General features: G+C 69.1%; 17 protein-coding genes. 4 read left to right on the forward strand and 13 right to left on the reverse strand.

Annotated features, from left to right (window positions below; all coding sequences use genetic code 11):
* The first annotated feature begins 13 nt into the window (after nucleotides 1-13).
* The gene (locus AC0IWM_RS06330) at nucleotides 14-1,417 is read left to right on the forward strand and encodes an SGNH/GDSL hydrolase family protein (RefSeq protein ID WP_471753590.1); all 1,404 of its coding nucleotides are present in this window, start codon (nucleotides 14-16) and stop codon (nucleotides 1,415-1,417) included.
* 7 nt (nucleotides 1,418-1,424) lie between these two features.
* Here the strand turns inward: AC0IWM_RS06330 and AC0IWM_RS06335 are convergent, their stop codons facing one another.
* The 13 genes from AC0IWM_RS06335 to AC0IWM_RS06395 form a co-directional block, all read right to left on the reverse strand.
* Complete coding sequence (locus AC0IWM_RS06335; RefSeq protein WP_471753591.1) at nucleotides 1,425-1,748, reverse strand: hypothetical protein; 324 nt, start codon at nucleotides 1,746-1,748, stop codon at nucleotides 1,425-1,427.
* 7 nt (nucleotides 1,749-1,755) lie between these two features.
* A complete protein-coding gene (gor, locus tag AC0IWM_RS06340; protein ID WP_471753592.1) occupies nucleotides 1,756-3,153 on the reverse strand; it encodes a glutathione-disulfide reductase in 1,398 nt (465 codons plus the stop codon).
* A 152-nt stretch (nucleotides 3,154-3,305) separates the two neighbouring features.
* Nucleotides 3,306-3,473 (reverse strand): 50S ribosomal protein L33, encoded by a 168-nt coding sequence (gene rpmG, locus AC0IWM_RS06345; RefSeq protein WP_018044575.1) that lies wholly within the window; start codon nucleotides 3,471-3,473, stop codon nucleotides 3,306-3,308.
* 107 nt (nucleotides 3,474-3,580) lie between these two features.
* Entirely contained in the window at nucleotides 3,581-4,762 is a 1,182-nt protein-coding gene (locus AC0IWM_RS06350; protein ID WP_471753593.1) for an MFS transporter, read from the reverse strand.
* A gap of 156 nt (nucleotides 4,763-4,918) precedes the next feature.
* Nucleotides 4,919-5,647 (reverse strand): hypothetical protein, encoded by a 729-nt coding sequence (locus AC0IWM_RS06355; RefSeq protein ID WP_471753594.1) that lies wholly within the window; start codon nucleotides 5,645-5,647, stop codon nucleotides 4,919-4,921.
* 308 nt (nucleotides 5,648-5,955) lie between these two features.
* On the reverse strand, nucleotides 5,956-7,230 hold the full coding sequence (locus AC0IWM_RS06360) for an efflux RND transporter periplasmic adaptor subunit (RefSeq protein WP_471753595.1): 1,275 nt from the start codon (nucleotides 7,228-7,230) through the stop codon (nucleotides 5,956-5,958).
* A gap of 67 nt (nucleotides 7,231-7,297) precedes the next feature.
* Entirely contained in the window at nucleotides 7,298-10,522 is a 3,225-nt protein-coding gene (locus tag AC0IWM_RS06365; protein ID WP_471753596.1) for an efflux RND transporter permease subunit, read from the reverse strand.
* 159 nt (nucleotides 10,523-10,681) lie between these two features.
* On the reverse strand, nucleotides 10,682-10,816 hold the full coding sequence (locus tag AC0IWM_RS06370; protein WP_471753597.1) for a hypothetical protein: 135 nt from the start codon (nucleotides 10,814-10,816) through the stop codon (nucleotides 10,682-10,684).
* Nucleotides 10,817-10,965: 149 nt separating this feature from the next.
* The gene (locus AC0IWM_RS06375) at nucleotides 10,966-11,190 is read right to left on the reverse strand and encodes a YbdD/YjiX family protein (RefSeq protein WP_056212834.1); all 225 of its coding nucleotides are present in this window, start codon (nucleotides 11,188-11,190) and stop codon (nucleotides 10,966-10,968) included.
* A 5-nt stretch (nucleotides 11,191-11,195) separates the two neighbouring features.
* Nucleotides 11,196-13,262 (reverse strand): carbon starvation CstA family protein, encoded by a 2,067-nt coding sequence (locus AC0IWM_RS06380; RefSeq protein WP_471753598.1) that lies wholly within the window; start codon nucleotides 13,260-13,262, stop codon nucleotides 11,196-11,198.
* Nucleotides 13,263-13,418: 156 nt separating this feature from the next.
* The gene (locus AC0IWM_RS06385; protein ID WP_471753599.1) at nucleotides 13,419-14,051 is read right to left on the reverse strand and encodes a TPM domain-containing protein; all 633 of its coding nucleotides are present in this window, start codon (nucleotides 14,049-14,051) and stop codon (nucleotides 13,419-13,421) included.
* On the reverse strand, nucleotides 14,041-14,871 hold the full coding sequence (locus AC0IWM_RS06390; RefSeq protein WP_471753600.1) for a TPM domain-containing protein: 831 nt from the start codon (nucleotides 14,869-14,871) through the stop codon (nucleotides 14,041-14,043). The genes AC0IWM_RS06385 and AC0IWM_RS06390 overlap by 11 nt, the downstream gene beginning before the upstream one ends.
* Before the next feature lie 6 nt (nucleotides 14,872-14,877).
* A complete protein-coding gene (locus AC0IWM_RS06395) occupies nucleotides 14,878-15,516 on the reverse strand; it encodes a LemA family protein (RefSeq protein WP_471753601.1) in 639 nt (212 codons plus the stop codon).
* Nucleotides 15,517-15,833: 317 nt separating this feature from the next.
* On the opposite strand from AC0IWM_RS06395, the gene AC0IWM_RS06400 reads away from it, so the two are divergent.
* The 3 genes from AC0IWM_RS06400 (at nucleotide 15,834) to AC0IWM_RS06410 (ending at nucleotide 20,251) form a co-directional block, all read left to right on the forward strand.
* On the forward strand, nucleotides 15,834-16,151 hold the full coding sequence (locus AC0IWM_RS06400; protein WP_471753602.1) for an Rdx family protein: 318 nt from the start codon (nucleotides 15,834-15,836) through the stop codon (nucleotides 16,149-16,151).
* Entirely contained in the window at nucleotides 16,148-18,373 is a 2,226-nt protein-coding gene (locus AC0IWM_RS06405) for a sensor histidine kinase (RefSeq protein ID WP_471753603.1), read from the forward strand. Before AC0IWM_RS06400 ends, AC0IWM_RS06405 begins: the two co-directional genes overlap by 4 nt.
* Before the next feature lie 504 nt (nucleotides 18,374-18,877).
* Complete coding sequence (locus tag AC0IWM_RS06410) at nucleotides 18,878-20,251, forward strand: methyl-accepting chemotaxis protein (RefSeq protein WP_471753604.1); 1,374 nt, start codon at nucleotides 18,878-18,880, stop codon at nucleotides 20,249-20,251.
* The last annotated feature ends 11 nt before the right edge of the window (nucleotides 20,252-20,262 follow it).

Raw genomic sequence — 20,262 nt, forward strand, 5'->3', positions numbered from 1 at the left:
ATCGAGGCGTCCCATGACCTTGCCGGCATCGCGCGCGGCCTGGTGTTTCCTCTCCGGATTGTCCCTGCTCCTCGCGGGTGCCGCGCCGGCACGCGCGCAGTGGGGCGATTCCTACGATGCGCCGCGGGGCGGCGACTACCCGTCCCCGCGCCGCCGGGCGCGCGACTATTACCGGGACGACGACGGCTACGGAGCACGGCAGGCGAACCGGCGCTATGCGCCGGCGCCACCGCAGGAGGCGCCGCGCCAGTTCTACTGGCCCTGGGAGGACCGCCCGGCACCGGCCCAGGTCGCCCCTGTTCCCAGTGCCCGGCCAGCGCCGCCGCGCAATCGCGGCTACGCCGACGATGGGCGCTCGGGTCACGACGACGGACGTGCCGTCCGCCGCCGCCCCCGCCCCGCTCCGGTCGTCGCCCAGCCGAAGCCCGCCGTCCCGAAGGTCGAGCCGACGACCCGCATCGCGGTGTTCGGCGACACGCTCGCGGGCCACCTCGGGAGCGGGCTGTCGAACGTCTTCGAGGACAACACCGAGATCGGCGTCGTCGATCGCTCGAAGGCCGATAGCGGCCTCGTGCGCAAGGACGTGGTCGACTGGCCGAAGGCCGCCGAGGAGTTCCTGAAGGCGAACCCGAAGACCAGCTACGCCGTGATCATGCTGGGTTCGAACGATCGTCAGCCCATCCGCGAGGGCGACCAGACCCTCGACCCCCTGAGCGACCGCTGGCGCACCCTCTATGCCGAGCGGGTCGATGCCCTGATCAGGGTGTTCGGCGAGGCCAAGATCCCGCTGATCTGGGTCGGGGCGCCGCCCATGCGCAGCGAATCCCTGACGAAGGACATCGCGGCGATCAACGACATCTTTCGCGAGCGCGTGGCCAAGGCCGGCCAGACCTACGTCGACATCTGGCCGGGCTTCGTGGACGATCGCAATCGCTACACCGCGACGGGTCCCGATCTCGAAGGGCAGGAGGCGAAGCTGCGCACCGCGGACGGCGTGCACTTCACCAAGGCGGGCGCGCGCAAGATGGCGCATTTCGCCGACGTCGAGCTGAAGCGGATGATGGGGGCCGGCACCCCGGCCCAGCCGTCGCTCGCGGCCCCCGTGGCGGTGGCGCCGCAGCCGACGCTGGAGGGCGAGACGGCCAAACTCGACGATGCCGCCGCCATCGACCGGCAGATCACCGCGATGCTGCCGAGCCTGCCCGAGCCGCCGGGCATCCCGGCGCTTCCGGTCAAGCCCCTTGCCGGTCCCGTCGTGCCCCTCGGACGGGCCGAGGTGACGCCGGGTGGAACCCTCATCAGCGGCCGGCCGCGCGATCCCGATCCGTCGGGCACCGTCGAGCGGGCCCTGGTGCGGGGCGCCGCGCCCCTGCCCCAACCCGGCCGGGCCGACGACTTCAAGTGGCCGCCGGGCTGACCCGCGGTCAATCCTCCAGCTTGCCGAGATGCCCGATGGCGATCCAGTGCAGGGCAAAGCCCAGGGTGAGGGCACCGAGGCTCGCGACGCCGGGCTCGGTCTGGAAGTAACGCCAGATCACGTCCAGGGCCTCGCTCTGGGTCAGGCGATAGTCGTAACGGTCGTAGAGCCGGATGCCGGGCAGGAAGAAGCCCAGCATCACCAGGGATGTGCCGATGGTGTTCAGGAACGTCGCGCGGTAGCGGATCCTGTCGTTGCGCGCGTTCTTGCCGATGACGCGCCGGCGGAAGATGTAGCGCCGCGACGTATCGGGCGACGGAGCCTCGCTCACCGCGCCGCTAGCCGACGCCCACCGGGTGCTTCGTCACCACGGGGCTGCGCATCGTGACGAGTTCCTCGCCGGCCGTCGGATGCACCGCGATGGTGCGGTCGAAATCCGCCTTGGTGGCGCCCATCGTGACCGCGATGCCCACGGCCTGGATGATCTCGCCGGCATCGTGCCCGAGCACGTGCACGCCGACGACCCGGTCGCTCGCGCAATCGACCACCACCTTCATCAGCACACGTTCCGCGCGGCCGGACAGAGTCGCCTTCATCGGGCGGAAGCTCGACCGGTAGACGTCGACGGCCCCGTAGAGCTTGCGCGCCACGTCCTCGTTGTGGCCGACGACGCCGATCTCCGGCGTCGAGAAGACGGCGGTGGGGATGAGGCCGTGATCGACGCACCAGGGCTTGTCGCCGAACACGGTGTCGGCGAAGGCATGGCCCTCGCGGATCGCGATCGGCGTCAGCGCCGCCCGGTCGGTGACGTCGCCGACCGCGTAGATCGACGGAACGCAGGTCTGCGAAAACGCATCGACCGGAATCGCGCCGCGCGCATCCGGCTCGATTCCGACCCGATCGAGGCCAAGGCCGGCGATGTTCGGTCGCCGCCCCGTGGCGGTCAGGACATGATCGACCTCCAGATGGCTGCCGTCGTCGAGGGTGACGCGAATGCCGCCATCGGTCCGGTCGAGGCGTTCCACCGTCCGGTTGAGGCGCAGGTCCATGCGCTCGGCATAGGCCTCGCCGAGGGCGTCGCGGATCTCGTCGTCGAAGCCGCGCAGCAGGCGGTCGCCCCGGTGCAGCAGCGTCGTGCGGCTGCCGAGATGCGCGAAGACGCCGGCGAATTCCACCGCGATGTAGCCGCCGCCGACCACGAGGATGCGCTCGGGCAGGGTCTCGAGGTCGAAGACCTCGTTGGACGTGATGGCGAGCTCGGCGCCCGGGATCAGCGGCTCCTTGACCGGATGGGCGCCGACCGCGACCAGGATGGTGCGGGCCGTGACGCGGCGGTCCGATCCGACGAGGCGCACCGTGTGCGCATCCTCGATCACGGCCCGCTCGGGAACGACGGTGACGCCGGCACGGCCGAGATTGGCATCGTAGATGCCCTCGAGCCGCGCCACCTCCGAATCGCGCCGGGCCTTCAGGATGCTCCAGTCGAAGCGCGGTTCGGGCACCGACCAGCCGAAGCCGGCGGCATCCGCGAAGTCGTCGGCGAAGCGCCCGGCATAGACCATGAGCTTCTTCGGCACGCAGCCGCGGATTACGCAGGTGCCGCCGACCCGATACTCCTCGGCGAGCCGGACCCGGGCACCGTACCCGGCGGCGATGCGGGCCGCCCGGACGCCACCGGAGCCGCCGCCGATGACGAACAGGTCGACGTCTAAGGTGCGGTCCGGATCGTCTGCCATGAACTCATCCTGCGGGTGGGACGCGGAGGGCTCTCCATCGCCCGAACGCGGCGGTACATCAACCGTCCCGCCGCTCAAACGAAAAGGCCGCTTCCCCTCCCGGAGAAACGGCCCCTCGGACACCCGTGCGGCGCGAGAACGCCCCGGCGGGCTTACTTGATCTTGGTTTCCTTGAAGTCGACGTGCTTGCGCACGACGGGGTCGTACTTCTTCATCGACAGCTTCTCGGTCTGCGTGCGGGAGTTCTTCTTCGTGACGTAGAAGTAACCCGTATCGGCGGTCGAAATCAGCTTGACTTTAACGGTGACGGCCTTGGCCATGGACGCGGCGCTCCTGTGATCGCGGCATTCCGCATCAGCGAAACGCAAAAGGGCCGGCGTTGGCCGGCTGAATACCGGCGGGTGATTGCCTCATCGGCCGGGATTCGTCAAGGCGCATCCTGCTTCGGATGCTGGACGATGCGCAGGGCGACGACCACCGCGTAGCCGAGAAACAGCAGGCAGAGGCTGTAGGCGAAGCCCTGGGGCGGGGCGAGGTCCATGCCGCCCCCGATGATCGGCGGACCGAGCATCAGGCCGACATTGTAGAGCACCACGAAGGCGGCGTTGGCGCCTGCGAGCTCCGGTCCGCGCACCGTCGCCCCGAGATGGGCGAGGCCCACCGTGTAGAGCGTGCCGGCGATCCCGCCCCACAGGAACAGCAGGACCAGCAGTGCGGAGAACGAGGCGGAGGCGAGCGGGATCAGGCTCGACCCGAGCGCGCCGCCGAGGCCGGCCATGAGCAGCACGCGGCGGCGGTCCATGCGGTCGGCGAGCCAGCCGAAGGGGATCTGGAACACGACGTTGCCCAGCGCCAGCGCGCTGACGAGCCCGGCCGCCGTCCCGGCGTCGTAGCCGAGGCGCAGGCCGTAGAGCGGCAGGATCGCGAAGCCGCCGGTCTCCACCGCGCCGTAGACCAGGGCCGCGACCGTGGCGGCGGGGGCGAGGCGCAGATAGGCGAAGAAGGACCGCCCACGCCCTTGACCGATCACGGGCGACAGGTCCCGGGCCAGCAGGAGCGGCACCAGGGCGACGAGGAAGAGGCCGCCGCCGCCGAGATAGGGGGCGTAGCCCTGTGTGCCGAAGACGGCGAGCAGGGCCGGTCCGACCGCGAAGCCGAGGGCCAGGACCGTCGCGTAGATCCCCATCACCAGCCCGCGTCGCTCCGGCGGGGCGGCCGCGTTGATCCAGAACTCGGAGAGCACGAACAGGGCGCCGAGGCTCGTGGAGAACACGAAGCGCAGCACGAACCACCAAGCGATGCCCTGCAGCAGCTTGAAGGCGACGAGGCAGAGTGCACCGAGGACGATGGCGCCGACGAGCAGGCGCAGGACGCCGAGCCGGGCGGCGAGGCGCGGCACGAACGGAACCGTCAGAATGGCCGCGAGGCCGGCGACCGCGGTGTTCACCCCGATCAGGGTGCTCGAGGCCCCCATGCGCTCCATCTCGATGGAGAGCAGCGGGATCGTCAGGCTGAGCCCGATCCCGACCACCGCGACGCAGGTGATGGCAGCGGCAATCGAGGCGAAGCGCGCGCCGTCCGCGATCTCGCTGTGAGGTTGAGCCGGCATGTCGGGGTCCATCGCGGGTCGCCGGGGCAACGCCGGGACTGCCTTGTCCATGTCGGGTTCGCTTCGCGCAACCACCTGCGGCTGCGAGGCGACGATCCGATGGCGGCTCGCCCCGCCGTGCCGGGACCCGTGACGGGCCGCAGGGCCTTCGAGGAGTCAGGTCCGATCCACGTCGGGAAGGCGGCGACGCTCGCCCGAGACCGCCCGCATCCGCCACGCCGCCAGCAAGTCCGCCAGGGCATCCGGGCTCAACCCATAGGTGTCCGGCAGGCCCACGCCGCGTCCGGTGAGCTGGCGGTTCATCGCCGCGAGGCGCGTCTCGCCGGCGCTGGCGTCGTCGAACATGACGATCCGCTGCGCCGCGCCCGACACCGCGACCGCCGTGAATCCGCTGGCATCGTGCCAGCGCACCCGCCGCAAGCGGCCGGCCCGCACGATCGTCAGGTCCACCCCGTCCAGGTGCAGCGCCGAACCCCGGATCGCCATGACGATCATCAAGGGCGCCCCACCGAGGAAAAGTACCACGCCCGGCCAGACCAGCACCTGGGCGGCGATCGGGATCGCCTCGCGCAGCAGCATCCAGAGCATGACCCCGCCGAAGACGGCCGACAGAGCGGCCAGGAACAGGAGCTTGCGCTTCGAGGCGCGCAGGACGACCGGACCCGGGTAGCGCGCGAGCAGGGCGTCGGCGGAACGGGTCTCGGTCTCGAGCAGGCCCGGCCACATCTGCCAGACAGCGACGGCCGCGCAGACCCCGAAGAACGCCGTCGTCGTGATGCCGCCATCCGCTCCGGTGACGATCATCCCGAGACCGGCCGCGACGAACACGATACTGAGAATGAGCAGCAGGAGGTGTCGGATGCGAGACCCGTTCGCTGTCCTCATGAAGCCAAACCTGTCTTCTCTTCGTGACGGGGTCTGCCGGCGCGATCGACCCGCCCGCCCCGCGGTGTGCACCGAGGTGGCAGATTCCGACGAAGGACACCACAGCGCGCAGGTGTCGATGCTCGTCGGCTTCGAGGTCGCGCAGGGGCACGATCCCGGGATCGCCGCGGTCGATAGGTCTTCGACGCCCAGGGTCACACCTGCCCGGATTTCATCGGCTCCAAACAGGCCGGAAACACCGATCGCCCCGATGAGATCGCCCGATTTCGGCCGATGGAACGTGCGGCGCGGAGGGTGTGAAGGGTGCGCTACCGGGCCGCCGATTTCAGCGGCTTGCCGTCGCCCACGGGCGGTTTGCGCTCGATCTTCTGGCCGTCGCGCAGGTCGGCGGGCGGGCTCAGCACGATCTCCTCGCCGCCCTCCAGCCCCTGGCCGAGCTCGACGGTCGTGCCGAGGTCGCGCCGGATCGTCACCGTGCGCCACTGCGCCGTACCGTCGTCGCGGGCCACCGCCACCTGCGTGCCGCGCTGGTTGAAGACGAGGCTCTCGGCCGGCACCCGCACGTTGGGCTCGGTGCGCGGCACCTTCAGGGTGACGTAGACGTAGAGCCCGGCCCGGAGGGCGCCGTCCGTGTTCGGCACGTCGACCTGGGTCGTGAGAGTGCGCGACGAGGTCAGCAGCGCCACGGAGCTGCGCTCGACCTTGCCTGAAAAGGTCCGGTCGGCGATCTGCGGCACCTTGATCGAGGCATCGACGCCGGGCTTCACGCCGACCGCGACGTTCTGGGGCACGTTGACCGAGACGCGCAGGATGTCGTCCCGGTCCATGGAGAGCAGGGCCGTCCCCGTTCCGTCCGCGTGCACGAGGTCGCCGACATCGACGCCGCGCTGGGTGACGACGCCGTCGAAGGGCGCGATGATGTCCTTGAAGCCGGTGAGCGCGCGCAGGCGCTCCACCGTGGCCGCCTGCGCCTTGATGTTGGCCTGGGCCACCTTCACGCCGGCCTCCGCCGAGGCGAGGGTCGCGGCCTGGCTGAGCACGCTGGCCTGGGAATTGTCCGCGTTCTGCTTCGAGGCCCAGCCCTGGCCGGCGAGGGTCGTGGTGCGGGTGTTGGTGACGTTGGCGAGGTTCACGTTGGCCTTGGCCTGGTCGACCATGGACTTGGCCTGCAGGAGCGCGGCCTCGAGTTGCCCCGTCTGCGCTTCCGCCTGGGCCAGCTGCTGGTCGAGATCCGGAGCGGCGATCCGCATCAGGATGTCGCCCTGGCGGACGCGGCTGCCGATGTCGACGCGGCGTTCGGCGATGTAGCCGGTGGCGCGCGCGTAGAGGGCCGCCTTGGCGAAGGCGTCGGTCTGGCCTGGCAGGGTGATGTCGATCGGCTTGTCCGCCCGCTCCGCGGTGGCGGTGCGCACCACCGGAACGAAACTGTTCATCTTGCGCTGGGTCTCGGAGGCGGCGGCGCGCCGCTCCATCTGACCGTACCCGCCCCAGGCGAGCAGGCCGATGGCGGCCAGCGCGGCGATCAGGAACGGCGCCTTGCCGGGCGGCGGCGGAATGTCGGACGGGTCATGGGTCTGATGCATCACGGCTGTCCCATCCCCGAACCGGCGGGCCTCACCCTGCCAGCAATGCCCAAGACCCGCCAACGGCTCACGCGTAATCCTCCAACGGCTTGACCTCGCCCCGGCGCAGAAGGGCGTACAGGAACGGCACGAAGAGCAGCGTCGCCGGGGTGCCGACCGCGATGCCGCCCATCACCGCCCGGGCCAGCGCGGCGTTCTGCTCGCCCCCCTCTCCCGTTCCGAGGGCCATGGGGATCAGACCGAGGAACATCGCGCTCGCGGTCATCAGCACCGGCCGCAGGCGGGTCTCGCCGGCCAGCAGGGCCGCCTCGACCGCGCCGCATCCGGTCGCCTCGCGATGCTCCTTGGCGAAGGTGACCAGCAGGATGGAGTTGGCGGAGGCGATACCCACCGACATGATCGCGCCGAACAGCGAGGGAATCGAGAACGTCGTTCCGGTGATGAACAGGCTCGCGACGATGCCGCAGAAGGCAAGCGGCAGGGCAGCCAGCACCACGAAGGGGTCGCCCCAGCTCTGGAAGTTCACCGCCATCAGGAGGTAGACCGCCACGAGGGCGATCGCGAGGCCGACCTGGAGCCGGAAGAAGGCCGATTCCATGTTCTCGATCTGCCCGCGCACCGTGATCTTGTCGGGCGCCGGCAGGGCCTTCTGTTCGTCGGCGATGATCTTGCGGATCTCCTTCGACACGGAGCCGAGGTCGCTGTCCTGCACCGCTGCGTAGACGTTGAAGGTCGGCTGCGTGTTGACGTGGTTGATGACCGTCTGCGATCCCTCGCGGCGCATGGTGGAGACGCTGGAGAGAAGCGTCAGCACGCCCGGCGCGTCGGGGCCGCCATTGACCAGGAGCGGCGTGTTTTGAAGCGCCGTCAGCGAGTCGTTGCGATACTCCGGCGTCTGGACCCAGAGCTGGTAGGGGATGCCGGTCTTCGGATCGGTCCAGAAGTTCGGCGTGACCTGGAAGGAGCCCGACAGCGAGACGTTCAGGCCCTGGGCGATCTGCTGCTGGGTCAGCCCGAGCTCGGAGGCGAGCCGCCGGTCGACGTCCACGAAGAATTGCGGCGTGCCGACGATCTGGTGCAGGTGCACGTCGACGGCGCCGCGCACCGCCTTCAGGCGGCGGACGATGTTCTGCGCCACCTCCAGGTCCTTGGCGGTGTTGCGACCGGAAACCTGGATGTCGATCTGCGCCAGGGTTCCGAAGTTCAGGATCTGGGTGATGATGTCCGAGGGCTGGAAGTAGAAGACCACGTCGGGGAAGCGCTCGCGCAGCACCTCGCGCAGGCGCTTGGTGTAGTCGGCCACCGAACCGTGTCCCTCCTTGAGGTTGATGAGCATCTGGCCGTCGTTGTAGGCGACGAACGAGCCGTCTGAGAAGGCGAAGTTGTAGTTGTTCGCCGGCAGTCCGATATTGTCGAGGATCTGGTCGATCTCACCCTCGGGGATCACTTCGCGGACGACGTTCTCGACCTGGGCGAAGACCTGCTCGGCGGTCTCGATGCGCATGCCGGGCCGGGTCCTCAGGTGCAGGGTCATCTGGCTCGAGGCGACCTGCGGGAAGTAATCCTGCCCCACGAAGACGAAGAGCCCGGCCGTGGTCGCGAAGACGACGGCCACCAGGGTCAGCGTTGCTGCGCGGCGCGCGATGACGACGTGGAGCAGGCCGAGATAGCCGCGGTGGAAGCGCGCGAACCGCACCTCGAAGCCGTGCCGGAACCAGCCGGCCAAGCGGAGCACCGGGCCGCCGATCCAGCCGAGGGAACGGGCGACGCGCCCCCGCCGCGGCTCGGCGCCCTGCCCGTGCTTGGCATCGTATTCCCGGGCCACCAGCACGTCGATCAGCACCGGGACGAGGGTGCGCGAGAGGACGTAGGAGGTCAGCATCGCGAACACGACCGCCAGGGCCTGCGGCGTGAACAGGTATTTCGGCGTGTCGGTGAGGGCGAAGACCGAGACGAAGGCGGCGCAGATCGACAGGGTCGAGATCAGCGCCGGCTTGGCGATGCCGGCCGCGCCCTCCACCACGGACTTGCGGAAGGGTTCGCCCTCCTCGAACAGCCGGTAGGTGTTCTCGATCGCCACGGTGGCGTCGTCGACCAGGATGCCGACCGCCAGCGCCAGGCCACCGAGGGTCATCACGTTGATGGTCTCGCCCAGCGCCGCCAGGATCGCCAGTGAGGTCAGGATCGAGAGCGGAATCGAGACCAGCACCACGATGGTGGAGCGCCACGATCCCAGGAACAGCAGGATGGTGAGGCCCGTGAGGCCCGCCGCGATGATCGCCTCGTGGATCACGCCCTCGATGGCGGCGGAGACGAAGACCGACTGGTCGAACAGCGGCTTCAGGCTCATGCCCTCGGGGGCGGCGGCCTGAATGTCCGGCAGAGCCTTCTTCACGTTGTTGACCACGTCCAGCGTCGAGGCGGTGCCGTTCTTGAAGATGCGCATCAGCACCGAGTGCAGGCCGTCGGCGCGCACGATGTTGACCTGCGGCGGGCCGCCGTCGCGCACGTTGGCGACGTCGCGCACCAGGATCGGCTGGCCGCCCACTACCTTGATGGGGATCTGGTTCAGGGCCTCGATCGCCTCGGGCGAGGCGTTGAGCTGCACCGGGTATTGCTGCTCACCGATCTTGGCGAGGCCGGAGGGAATCGTGAGGTTCTGCGCCGTCACGGCGTTGGTGACGTCCAGCGCCGTGAGCCCGAGGGCCTGCAGGGCATGCAGGTCGAGGTCGACCATGATCTGGCGCGGCGTGCCGCCGAAGGGCGACGGCAGGGTCGAACCCGGCACCTGGGTCAGGCGCTGCCGGATTCGGTACTGGGCGTAATCGAAGACCTTGGTCAGGCTCTCGCGGTCGGACGAGAGCGCGAGCTGGATCACCGGCACCGAGGAGGCCGAGAAGCGCAGGACGATGGGCGGCTGCACGCCGGGCGGCATCGTCGCGCGGATCGAGTTCATCGCCGAGACGACCTGCGCGATGGCGAGATCGATGCTCACCGAACCGTCGAAGTAGATCTTCTGGATCGCCGTGCCCTGGAGGGTCGTGGATTCCATCCGGGCGATGTTGTTGACGTTGTTGGAGAGCGAGAACTCCGCGTAGGTGGTGATGCGACGCTCCATCTCGGAGGTCGACAGGCCGTTATAGGTCCACACTACCACGACCACCGGGATATCCACGGTGGGCAGCACGTCCTTGGGCGCGACCACGACCGCCGCCGCGCCGCCGAGCATCATCAGCACGGCGAGGACGTAGATCGTGATGCGGAACTTCAGAGCGTACTGAACGAGGCCCATGCGGCTCCCACGCGATCGCGTCGAGGCTGGTGTACCACGGTGGTCGCATGCCACCGGCTCCTCTGTAGCCGTGACGACGCGACGCAATCGAGGTCTGGACCCGAGTTTTTTGTTTCCGGGTGTAAACCGGCGGCCTGGACCCTGACGTCGCCGCCTGTTTCAGGGGGCCGATGTGGCCGGGCCGTCGCGGCAGATGCCCTTCAGCAACGCCCAGTCCTGGCCCGTCAGGATGGGCCGGTCGGTGGTGGCGGAGCCAGCCAGGGCGCGGATGCGCTGCGCCCGTTCCCGAGTCATGGGATGGATGCGCAGGAAGCTCGCGACGGCGCCATGGTCGCCATCCCTGGCGATGCGCTCCAGGATGGACGCGAGCGCGGCGCTGCCAGCGCCGCGGGCGGGGGGCCGCCAGCCTGGTTGACATCCGCCAGGATGGCAGACGGAACCGATCAGCAGCAGCGGAAGCCGCTGCGGTTGCCGACGCCGAAACGGGCGTTCTCCCGGTTCCGGAAGAATTCCCGCTCGCTCATGGGCTCCTGATCCGCATGCGTCCTGCGGATATGGGCGGCATAGGCCTCGTAGTCGCCCTGCCCCACCATCAGACGGGCGCCGTCGCAGACGCATTTCGAGAAGGTCTTGAGACGGTCCCGCAACTCGGTCGACGACAGCGCCATGGGGCTTACTCCGCGGGAACGGCGACCGGGCCGCCACTCTCCAGGGCGGTCCAGCGATCGGCCCGGTAGGCCTTCACGCAGGCCATGATGCCGAAGGTGGCGATGGCGACCACGAGGCCGACGAACAGCACCGCGAGGGCCGCGTCGATCCGATCGTTGAAGACGATCTTGTGCATGTCGGCCATGTCCTTGGCCGGCGCCAGCACCTTGTTCTCGGCGATGGCGGCCGAGAAGCGGTCGGCATGGGAGAGGAAGCCGATCTTCGGATCCGCCGAGAAGATCTTCTGCCAGCCCGCCGTCAGGGTGCAGGCGCAGAGCCAGACGGTGGGGATGATCGTGACGAAGGCATAGCGCTCGCGCTTCATCTTGAAGATCACCACGGTCGCGAGCGTGAGGGCCACGGCAGCCAGCATCTGGTTGGATATGCCGAACAGCGGCCAGAGGGTGTAGATGCCGCCGAGCGGATCGGTGACGCCCTGGTAGAGGAAGTAGCCCCAGGCGCCGACGCACAGGGCGGTGGCCAGGATGCTGGGCGCCCAGGCCGTCGTGTCCTTGAACCGCGGCGAGACGAGGCCGAGCAGGTCCTGCAGCATGAAGCGCCCGGCGCGGGTGCCGGCGTCCACGGCCGTCAGGATGAACAGCGCCTCGAACAGGATGGCGAAGTGGTACCAGAACGCCATCATCGCCTTGCCGCCGACGGCCGAGGAGATGATGTGGGCCATGCCGACCGCGAGGGTCGGCGCGCCGCCGGCGCGGGAAATGATCGAGTGCTCGCCGACGTCCTTGGCCGTCTGGGCGATCTGCTCCGCCGTGATGGCGAAGGCGGGATCGAGCTTCGTGACCGCGGCGGCCGCGCTCTCCGGCGTCGTGCCGACGAGGCCGGCCGGGGAGTTCATGGTGAAGTAGATGCCCGGTTCGATCACGCTGGCGGAGACCAGGGCCATCACGGCCACGAAGCTCTCCATGAGCATGCCGCCGTAGCCGATGAAGCGGGCATCGGACTCACGGTCGATCAGCTTCGGCGTCGTGCCGGAGGAGATCAGGGCGTGGAAGCCCGAGACCGCGCCGCAGGCGATGGTGATGAACAGGAACGGAAACAGCGACCCGGCCCAGACCGGTCCGCTCCCGTCGACGAACTTGGTGACGGCCGGCATCTGCATGTGCGGGGCGACGTAGGCGATGCCGAGCGCGAGACCGATGATGGTGCCGATCTTGAGGAAGGTCGAGAGGTAGTCTCGCGGGGCGAGCAGGAGCCAGACCGGCAGGATCGAGGCGATGAAGCCGTAACCGATCAGCAGCCAGCAGAGCTGGGTGCCGGTGAAGGTGAAGAACGGACCCCAGTACGGATCTGCGGCGACGTTGCCGCCGTAGACGATCGCCAGCATCAGCAGCACGAAGCCGATGATCGAGACCTCGCCGACCTTTCCGGGCCGGATGTAGCGGGCGTAGAGGCCCATCAGCATCGCGATCGGGATCGTCGCCGCGACGGTAAAGGTGCCCCAGGGGCTCTCGGCCAGGGCCTTCACGACGATCATGGCCAGCACCGCCAGCAGGATGACCATGATCATGAACGTGCCGAAGAGGGCGATGACGCCCGGGATGGTGCCGAGCTCGGACCGGATCAGCTCGCCGAGCGAGCGCCCGTCCCGGCGCATCGAGATGAAGAGGACCATGAAGTCCTGCACGGCACCGGCCAGGACCACGCCTGCCAGGATCCAGAGGAGGCCCGGCAGGTAGCCCATCTGCGCGGCGAGCACGGGGCCGACGAGCGGCCCGGCACCCGCGATGGCGGCGAAGTGGTGGCCGAACAGCACGTTGCGGTTGGTCGGAACGTAGTCGAGGCCGTCGTTGTGCACGTGGGCCGGGGTCTGGCGACTGTTGTCGAGCCGCATGACCTTCGAGGAGATGAAGAGCGAGTAGTAGCGGTAGGCGATCACGTAGACGCACACCGCCGCCACGACGATCCAGAGGGCGTTGACCGTTTCGCCGCGCGTCGTCGCGACGATGGCGAGGGCTGCAGCCCCCAGCGCTCCCACGAGTGCCCAGGGCCCGTGCTTCGATACCGCACTCATGACGTCTCGCTCCAGCGACCTGTCCTTGATGGCAGATCGTCAAGGGTGCTTCTCGCGCAAATTCTGCGGAACAGCCAGAGGCGGGGTGTTTCAATCGTTAGGGTTTGAATCACACATCCGGGAATTGTAACTGGAAGTTGCAAGGCCCCCCGATCGTCAGTCGAGTTCGATCACCCGGTTCGGCAGGGCGTCGACGGGCCTCGCCTCCGGCGGCAGCGGCCCGGCCAGGATGGTGCCGACCTGGGCCACGACGGTGGTCAGCCCCGCCTCCGCCTCGCCGCGCCGCAGGGCCGCCAGCAGATTCTCGATCGCGCCGGCCCAGGCGGCTGGCGGAACGCGCGCGGCGACGCCGTGGTCCGCGACGATCTCGGCATGGCCCTCAGCGCGGGCCACGTAGATCAGCACGCCGGTCCGCCCCTCCGTGCGGCTGAGACCGCGGGTCGTGAACTCGCGCAGGGCCTGCTCGTGCGCCCGGTCGCGGCGGATCGCCCGCGGCACCAGGGCCATCCGAACGCGGGGATGGAGACCCGCGAGCAGCGCCAGCAGGACCACGGCGACCTGCGTCAGGGCGATCGCGGCGGCGCTCCAGGGGGTCAGCACGATGAGGGGCCATGGCACGGCGAGGCCGGCGGCGAGCGCCAGCAGCAGCGGGGCCGAGCGGTAGAGCCCGGCGCGGGCGGCCACCAGCACCACGATCTCGCCCGCCGTCTCGGTCTCGGCCCGGCGAATCGCCTCTCCGATCCGCGTCCGCGCCGCCGGGTCCAGGAAGGGACGCCGTTCACCAGTCACCGGACGCCCCTCCCCCACCCGACGAGCCACCACCGCCGGAGAATCCGCCGCCGCCGGAAAAGCCGCTGTCGAAGCCGCCCGAGACGCCGCCGCTCCAGCCACCGGACGACGGTCCCGGCAGGACGATGAATCCGCCTCCGCCGCCCCGTCGCCCCCGGTTCATCCGGTAGACGACGAACAGGACGATGAAGAACAGGACGATGAAGATGATCACCTGTCCGGGATCGGCCTCGTCGCTGCGTATCTCAGCCTTGCGATGCCATTCCTCGGCGTCGCCAGCGAGGATGGACAGCATCGCGTCGACGCCCGCGTTGATGCCGCCGGCGAAGTCGCCCGTCTTGAAACGCGGCGTGATCGCGGTGGTGATGATCACCTTCGTGAGGGCGTCGGTCAGGGCACCCTCGAGTCCGTAGCCGACCTCGATCCGGACCTTGCGCTCCGTCGGGGCGACGAGGAGTAATGCGCCGTTGTTGGTCTTCGCCTGCCCGAGCTTCCAGGCACGGAACAGGCGGTTGGCGTAGTCCTCCACGGTACGGTCCTGCAGGCCCGGAACCGTTGCGACCACGACCTGGTCCGAGGTCCTGTCCTCGTAGGCCTTCAGCTTGGCCTCCAGCGCCGCCCGCTCGTCGGGTTTCAGGATGCCGGCGGCATCGACGACCCGACCCGTCAGGGCCGGGAAGGTTGGCTCGGCGGCGCGGGCCTCAACGCCAGTGAGGCCGAAGGCCAGCCAGAGACCCAGGAGCAGGCCCGCCGCGGAAAGCCGGAGGGCGTGTGGCCGGCCCGACGGCGTTCCGAGGCGTCCCGGGCGCGGACGGCCCATGGCGGGCTAGAACTTCACGTTCGGCGGGCGCTCGGAATTGGGCGTCGCCGTGAAGGTCTCCATCGGCTTCGCCTCCGGATAGAACCATGCCGCGATCCAGCGCCCGGGGATGGTGCGGACCTCCGTATTGTAGTCCTGGACGGCCGCGATGTAGTCGCGGCGCGCGACGGCGATCCGATTCTCGGTGCCTTCGAGCTGCGATTGCAGGGCGAGGAAGTTCTGGTTCGACTTGATGTCGGGGTAGCGCTCCACCGTGACGAGCAGGCGGCCGAGGGCGCCGGAGAGCTGGTTCTGGGCGTCCTGGAATTCCTTGAACTTCTGCGGATCGCTGACCGTGGAGGCATCGACCTTGACGCTGGAGGCCTTGGCCCGCGCCTCTGTGACGCCGATCAGCACGTCCTTTTCCTGCTGGGCGTAGCCTTTCACCGTCTCGACGAGGTTCGGGATCAGGTCGGCCCGGCGCTGGTACTGGTTCTGCACCTCGCTCCAGGAGGACTTGGCCCGCTCCTCCAGGGTCGGAACCCGGTTGATGGCGCCACAGCCGGTCAGGGTCGTCCCCAGAGCGAGGGCGGCGACCGCGATCCGCGCCCGGCCGAGCCAAGTCCTGATCGGCCCCGCCGCCGGGGTGACGACACCTGAACGCATGTTGGACTCCTCGGCAGCGGACCGGCACCCGCGATCGATCCCCGGGCGCCGCGTGATGACACATAGGTGCGCGCCCGCTGCGATAAAGGCGCGCGGCGAAAAACTTGGCCGCAAGAGAAGACCCGGCCGCAAGAGAAGACCCGGCCGCAAGAGAAAACCCGGCCGCGAGAGAAAACCCGGCCGCGAGAGACGGCATGGCCGGAAGACGGCTTGGCAGCCGGGGAAAACCCGGCCGAAAGCGGGTCGCCCCCGGTTTGCACCGGAGGCGTGCCGCGCGCCGGTTGACAAGCCGGGAACGATCGGTCGCTTTACCCGCCATGGACGAAACGCCCCGCCCATCGCCCGAGAAGCCGCGGGTTTCAATCACCTACTGCACGCAGTGCCAATGGCTGCTGCGAGCGGGATGGATGGCGCAGGAACTCCTATCCACCTTTCGGGACGATCTCGGCGAAGTGGCGCTCGTTCCCGGCACCGGCGGCGTCTTCGTGATCCAGTGCGGACCACACCTGATCTGGGATCGGACGCGCGACGGCGGCTTTCCGGACGTGAAGATGTTGAAGCAGCGGGTTCGGGACCAGCTCGCCCCCGGGCGCGACCTCGGCCATATCGATCGTTCGGGCGTCGACCGTCCATGAACAGCCCGCCACCCGGAGAATCCACGACCGAGCGTCGCACGGGGCGTCGGTGGTGGAGGCCAAGGTCGCTCGCCTCGGCCTACGCCCATATCCGCCTACGGGGATTCTCGACGCAGGTCTACCTCGTCGCCCTGGTGGTGGCGCTGATCGGTCCGGGTCTGATCTTCACGGCGATCCTTCTTGTCCGATACGCCGGAACGGAACGGGCCCGTTTCGAGCAGGATGCCCGCGAGAACGTGCGGGGCATCGCGTTATCCGTCGATCGCGACACCGCCGGGCTCGTCTCGGTGCTGCAGACCCTGGCGACGTCGCCGCGACTGAAGGATGGCGAGTTCGACAACTTCGACGCCCAGGCCCGCCTGGTGCGCGATGCCGTCGGCCTCGACATCCTTCTGCGGCGTCCGGATGGGCAGCAGGTCGTGAACACGGCGGTTCCGCGCGGCGCGCCCCTGCCGCGCAGCGGGCTGCCGTTTGACCGCGAGATCGCATCGGGGAGCCAGCGCGCGGTGGTTTCCGGATACGTCAAGGGCATGAAGCCGACCGAGGCGACCTACGCGGTGGCCGTGCCGGTGCTCGGCGAGGGCGGCATCAGCCACATCCTCAGCTTCACCGTGCCGATCAGCCGTCTCGAGAGCCTCGTCGCCCGGGAAGCCGTCGAGGGCTGGATCACTGGGCTCTCCGACCGGGATGGGATCATCCTGTCGCGGGTGCCCGATCCGGACGCCCTCATCGGCGCGCAGCAACCCGCGACTCTGCGCCAGTATCAGACCGCGACGCCGAACGTCTGGGAGGGCAAGGACCGGCGCCTGAAGGCCGTGACCGTCGTCGAGGCACGCTCGCGCCTGACCGGTTGGACGGCAGCCGCCATCATCCCTCAGGCCCTGGTGGAAGCGCGCCTGCGCAACTGGATCTGGGCGTTCTGCGGCTTCGGGCTCCTCGTGCTGGCGACCTCGTCCATCCTCGCCGTCCATCTGTGGTCGCGCGTCTCGCAACCCCTGCGCCGGCTCGCTGCGACGGGTCCGGCCCTCGCGCGGGGCGAAGTCATTCCCCGGATCACCTCGCCCATCCACGAGATCCGCCGTCTCGGGGACGTGCTCGCGGATGCCTCGTTGCGCCTGCGCCTGCGCAGCGACGAGCGCGACCGCGCCCTGGCCGAGACGGAGCGGGGCCTGAGCGCCCTGCGCGAGAGCGAGGCCCGGTTCCGGCACATGGCCGATTCCGCGCCGGCCCTGATCTGGATGACGGACGAGACGGCTCAGATCAGTTTCGCCAACATGCATTTCGACCACATGTTCGGCCTCCATACGGCGGCGGAACTCACGGGTGAGGATTGGCGCCGCGTCATCTTCGCGGAGGATTACGAGACCTTCGCGACGCGCTTTCGGGATGCCTTCGCGGCCCGGGTGCCCTTCCAGGCCGATGTCCGCGTGATCGACCGGGACGGTGTGGTCCGCTGGATCCGCTGCGAGGGCGTGCCGCGCACGGACGATACCGGCAATTTCCTCGGCTATACCGGGTGCAACGTCGACATCACCGATGCCAAGCGCGCCGCGGAGCACCAGCAACTGCTCATCCACGAGCTCAATCATCGCGTCAAGAACACCCTGGCGACGGTGCAGTCGATCGCCGGGCAATCCTTGCGCCGCCTGGAGGGACCGGAGGCCGGTGCGGCCCGGGCCGCCTTCGAGGCCCGCCTGCTGGCCCTCGCCCGGGTCCACAACGTCCTGACTCGCGAGAGCTGGGACGGTGCCGAGCTCGGAAACGTCGTGGCCGACGCCATCGCGCCGCTGGACGCGACGGAGGGGCAGCGCTCGCGCTTCCTCGTGTCCGGTCCTGCCCTGCGCCTGCCGCCGCGTCTCGCCCTGTCGATCGCCATGGCGCTGCACGAACTCGGCACCAACGCGGTGAAGTACGGGTCCCTCTCGCAGGAGGGGGGAACCGTGACGATCGCCTGGTCGGTGGAGCGCCAGGCGGAGACCCGGCTGATCCTGCGCTGGAGCGAGGATGGGGGGCCGCCCGTCGTCCCGCCAACCCGGACCGGTTTCGGGTCTCGCCTGATCGAGCGCAGCCTCGCCCGGGAACTCGACGGCGAGGTTCAGCTGCTGTTCGCGACGGCGGGAGTCGTCTGCACCATCGAGGCCCCGGTGCCCCCGCCCACCCTGCTGGAGCGGAAGGCCGACCTCATCGGTCCGCGCGAGGTCGCGCTGTCGCGCTCGGCCTGATCCGCGCCCCTCGATCCCCGAATACAACTCAGGGCAGGTTTCCGTTCCGCGGACGACATGGCCGACGGGGCTCGCGAAATGAACGATTTCGGCTCAATTCGACGGAAGGCCGGGGCCGGGTGGGGAACGGGCCGCATCGGTTCGAACCTGACACCAGAAGCGGGATCCCGCGATCGGACGGGAAGAGGCGCAAGCTTGAGCTCGTGTCGCGGCCGACGTTCACGGCTGGACCGCGAAATTTTGATCCGTAACCGTTTGGTCAAGGATGGAGAGCTGAAATTTTCAGTTCGAAGTTTTGAGCCGGTGCGGCTCTAATCGCCTAGATGACCGGTAGATGACAAGCACTGATTGTGTGAATGGGACTGCGAATTGTTTGCGCTGCACCCAAATTCGGGCGCGCGATTGCGCATGGCGTCTTGCTGGGGCGCCGATGTGATCACGAATAAGGATACTTTAATGGAAGACCGGTAGATCACATCGCTACGCCCTACAGGATCACTCCCGATGCTCGGCCTACCCTTCGCCCGTTCCGCCCCGAAGCCGTCCGCCATCGACGCCGCGCCCGGCACCATCCAGGCCGGGGACGAAGCACGCCTGATTCGAGCCGTCGAATCGCTGATGGCGAGCCAGTCCCTCGCCGCCGTCGAGCTCCCCGAGGGGCCCCTGCGGGCCGCGATCGAACGGCTGCACGCGAACCGCGAAGCCGAGCTGCTGCGCAGCCTCGGCAGCACCGCTTCCGTCGCCCGCGAGGCCTCCGAGGCAGCCACCAATACCGGCTGGATGACCTACGATGTCGGCGAGGTGGCGAGCGCCACCCAGACGATCGCTGGCGCCACCGAGGAAATGGCGGCCTCCGTGGCGGAGGTGGCCCAGACCTCCGAGACCGTCGTGGCGGTGGCGCAGGGCGCCCTAGCGGAGACTCAGGCCTGCATCCAAGACGCGCAGAAGGCGCGCACGGCGATGCACGAGATCGACGCTCGGACCTCTCAGATCTCGGACCGCGTCGTGGTCCTCGAGCGCGCCATCGCCCAGATCGAGGTGATGGCCACCACCATCGCGGCGATCTCGGCCCAGACCAACCTCCTCGCACTCAACGCCACCATCGAGGCCGCCCGGGCCGGCGAGGCCGGCCGCGGCTTCTCCGTCGTGGCCGCCGAGGTGAAGTCGCTCTCCGCCCAGACCGCCAAGTCCACCGGTGAGATCCGCGGGCTCCTGAGCACCCTCACCGCCGAGATGGGTGCGATCTCCGAAGCCGTGCACGAGAGCCGGAGCGCCGTCACCACGGGCCGCACCATCGTCGATCACCTCGAGCACCGCATCGTCGAGACCAACGCCCGCATCGCGCAGGCGAGCGACCTCAACCAAGCCATTTCCCAGATGCTTGGCCAGCAGCGCGCGGCGACCTCGGAGATCTCCACCAGCGTCCAGAACATCGCCGCCAAGGCCTCCAAAACCCACGAGGAGATCGAGAAGATCACCAGCCGCCTCGTGCGCGCCGAGGCCACCGGCCAGACGGCCCTGAACGCCAATGCGCGCGACGTGCCACTCTATGCCCTGGTGCGCCTGCCGGCCGACATCGGTGCCTGGAAGCGGAGGCTCGCGCGCGTCCTCGTCGGCATGGCGCAGCCCGACCCGGTCCTGGCGACCCTGTCGGGGCAGCCCGGCCGCAGCCTCAGGGCCGACCTCGCCGGTACGGCCCCCGCCGCCCATCCCGCCTTCGCCCGCCTCGCGGCCGCGGAAACCAAGGCCGTCGCCGAGGCCAACCGGATGCTGGAAGCCCTCAAGGCGAACAACTGGGACGTCGGAACGCCGGCTTACCAGGCCGCCGCCGAGGCCATGAAGGAGATGCTGACGGCCGCCAAGGAAATCACCGGCTGAGGAGCACGAGC

This window comes from Methylobacterium sp. AC433 (genome assembly GCF_979253015.1).

What these genes read in the sequence shown, in the direction of transcription:
- AC0IWM_RS06330 (WP_471753590.1), top strand. Translation starts at nt 14, where the DNA reads ATGACCTTGCCGGCATCGCGCGCGGCCTGGTGTTTCCTCTCCGGATTG.
- gor (WP_471753592.1), bottom strand. Translation starts at nt 3,153, where the DNA reads ATGGCAGACGATCCGGACCGCACCTTAGACGTCGACCTGTTCGTCATC.
- rpmG (WP_018044575.1), bottom strand. Translation starts at nt 3,473, where the DNA reads ATGGCCAAGGCCGTCACCGTTAAAGTCAAGCTGATTTCGACCGCCGAT.
- AC0IWM_RS06350 (WP_471753593.1), bottom strand. Translation starts at nt 4,762, where the DNA reads ATGCCGGCTCAACCTCACAGCGAGATCGCGGACGGCGCGCGCTTCGCC.
- AC0IWM_RS06355 (WP_471753594.1), bottom strand. Translation starts at nt 5,647, where the DNA reads ATGAGGACAGCGAACGGGTCTCGCATCCGACACCTCCTGCTGCTCATT.
- AC0IWM_RS06360 (WP_471753595.1), bottom strand. Translation starts at nt 7,230, where the DNA reads ATGCATCAGACCCATGACCCGTCCGACATTCCGCCGCCGCCCGGCAAG.
- AC0IWM_RS06365 (WP_471753596.1), bottom strand. Translation starts at nt 10,522, where the DNA reads ATGGGCCTCGTTCAGTACGCTCTGAAGTTCCGCATCACGATCTACGTC.
- AC0IWM_RS06370 (WP_471753597.1), bottom strand. Translation starts at nt 10,816, where the DNA reads ATGACTCGGGAACGGGCGCAGCGCATCCGCGCCCTGGCTGGCTCCGCC.
- AC0IWM_RS06375 (WP_056212834.1), bottom strand. Translation starts at nt 11,190, where the DNA reads ATGGCGCTGTCGTCGACCGAGTTGCGGGACCGTCTCAAGACCTTCTCG.
- AC0IWM_RS06380 (WP_471753598.1), bottom strand. Translation starts at nt 13,262, where the DNA reads ATGAGTGCGGTATCGAAGCACGGGCCCTGGGCACTCGTGGGAGCGCTG.
- AC0IWM_RS06390 (WP_471753600.1), bottom strand. Translation starts at nt 14,871, where the DNA reads ATGGGCCGTCCGCGCCCGGGACGCCTCGGAACGCCGTCGGGCCGGCCA.
- AC0IWM_RS06395 (WP_471753601.1), bottom strand. Translation starts at nt 15,516, where the DNA reads ATGCGTTCAGGTGTCGTCACCCCGGCGGCGGGGCCGATCAGGACTTGG.
- AC0IWM_RS06400 (WP_471753602.1), top strand. Translation starts at nt 15,834, where the DNA reads ATGGACGAAACGCCCCGCCCATCGCCCGAGAAGCCGCGGGTTTCAATC.
- AC0IWM_RS06405 (WP_471753603.1), top strand. Translation starts at nt 16,148, where the DNA reads ATGAACAGCCCGCCACCCGGAGAATCCACGACCGAGCGTCGCACGGGG.
- AC0IWM_RS06410 (WP_471753604.1), top strand. Translation starts at nt 18,878, where the DNA reads ATGCTCGGCCTACCCTTCGCCCGTTCCGCCCCGAAGCCGTCCGCCATC.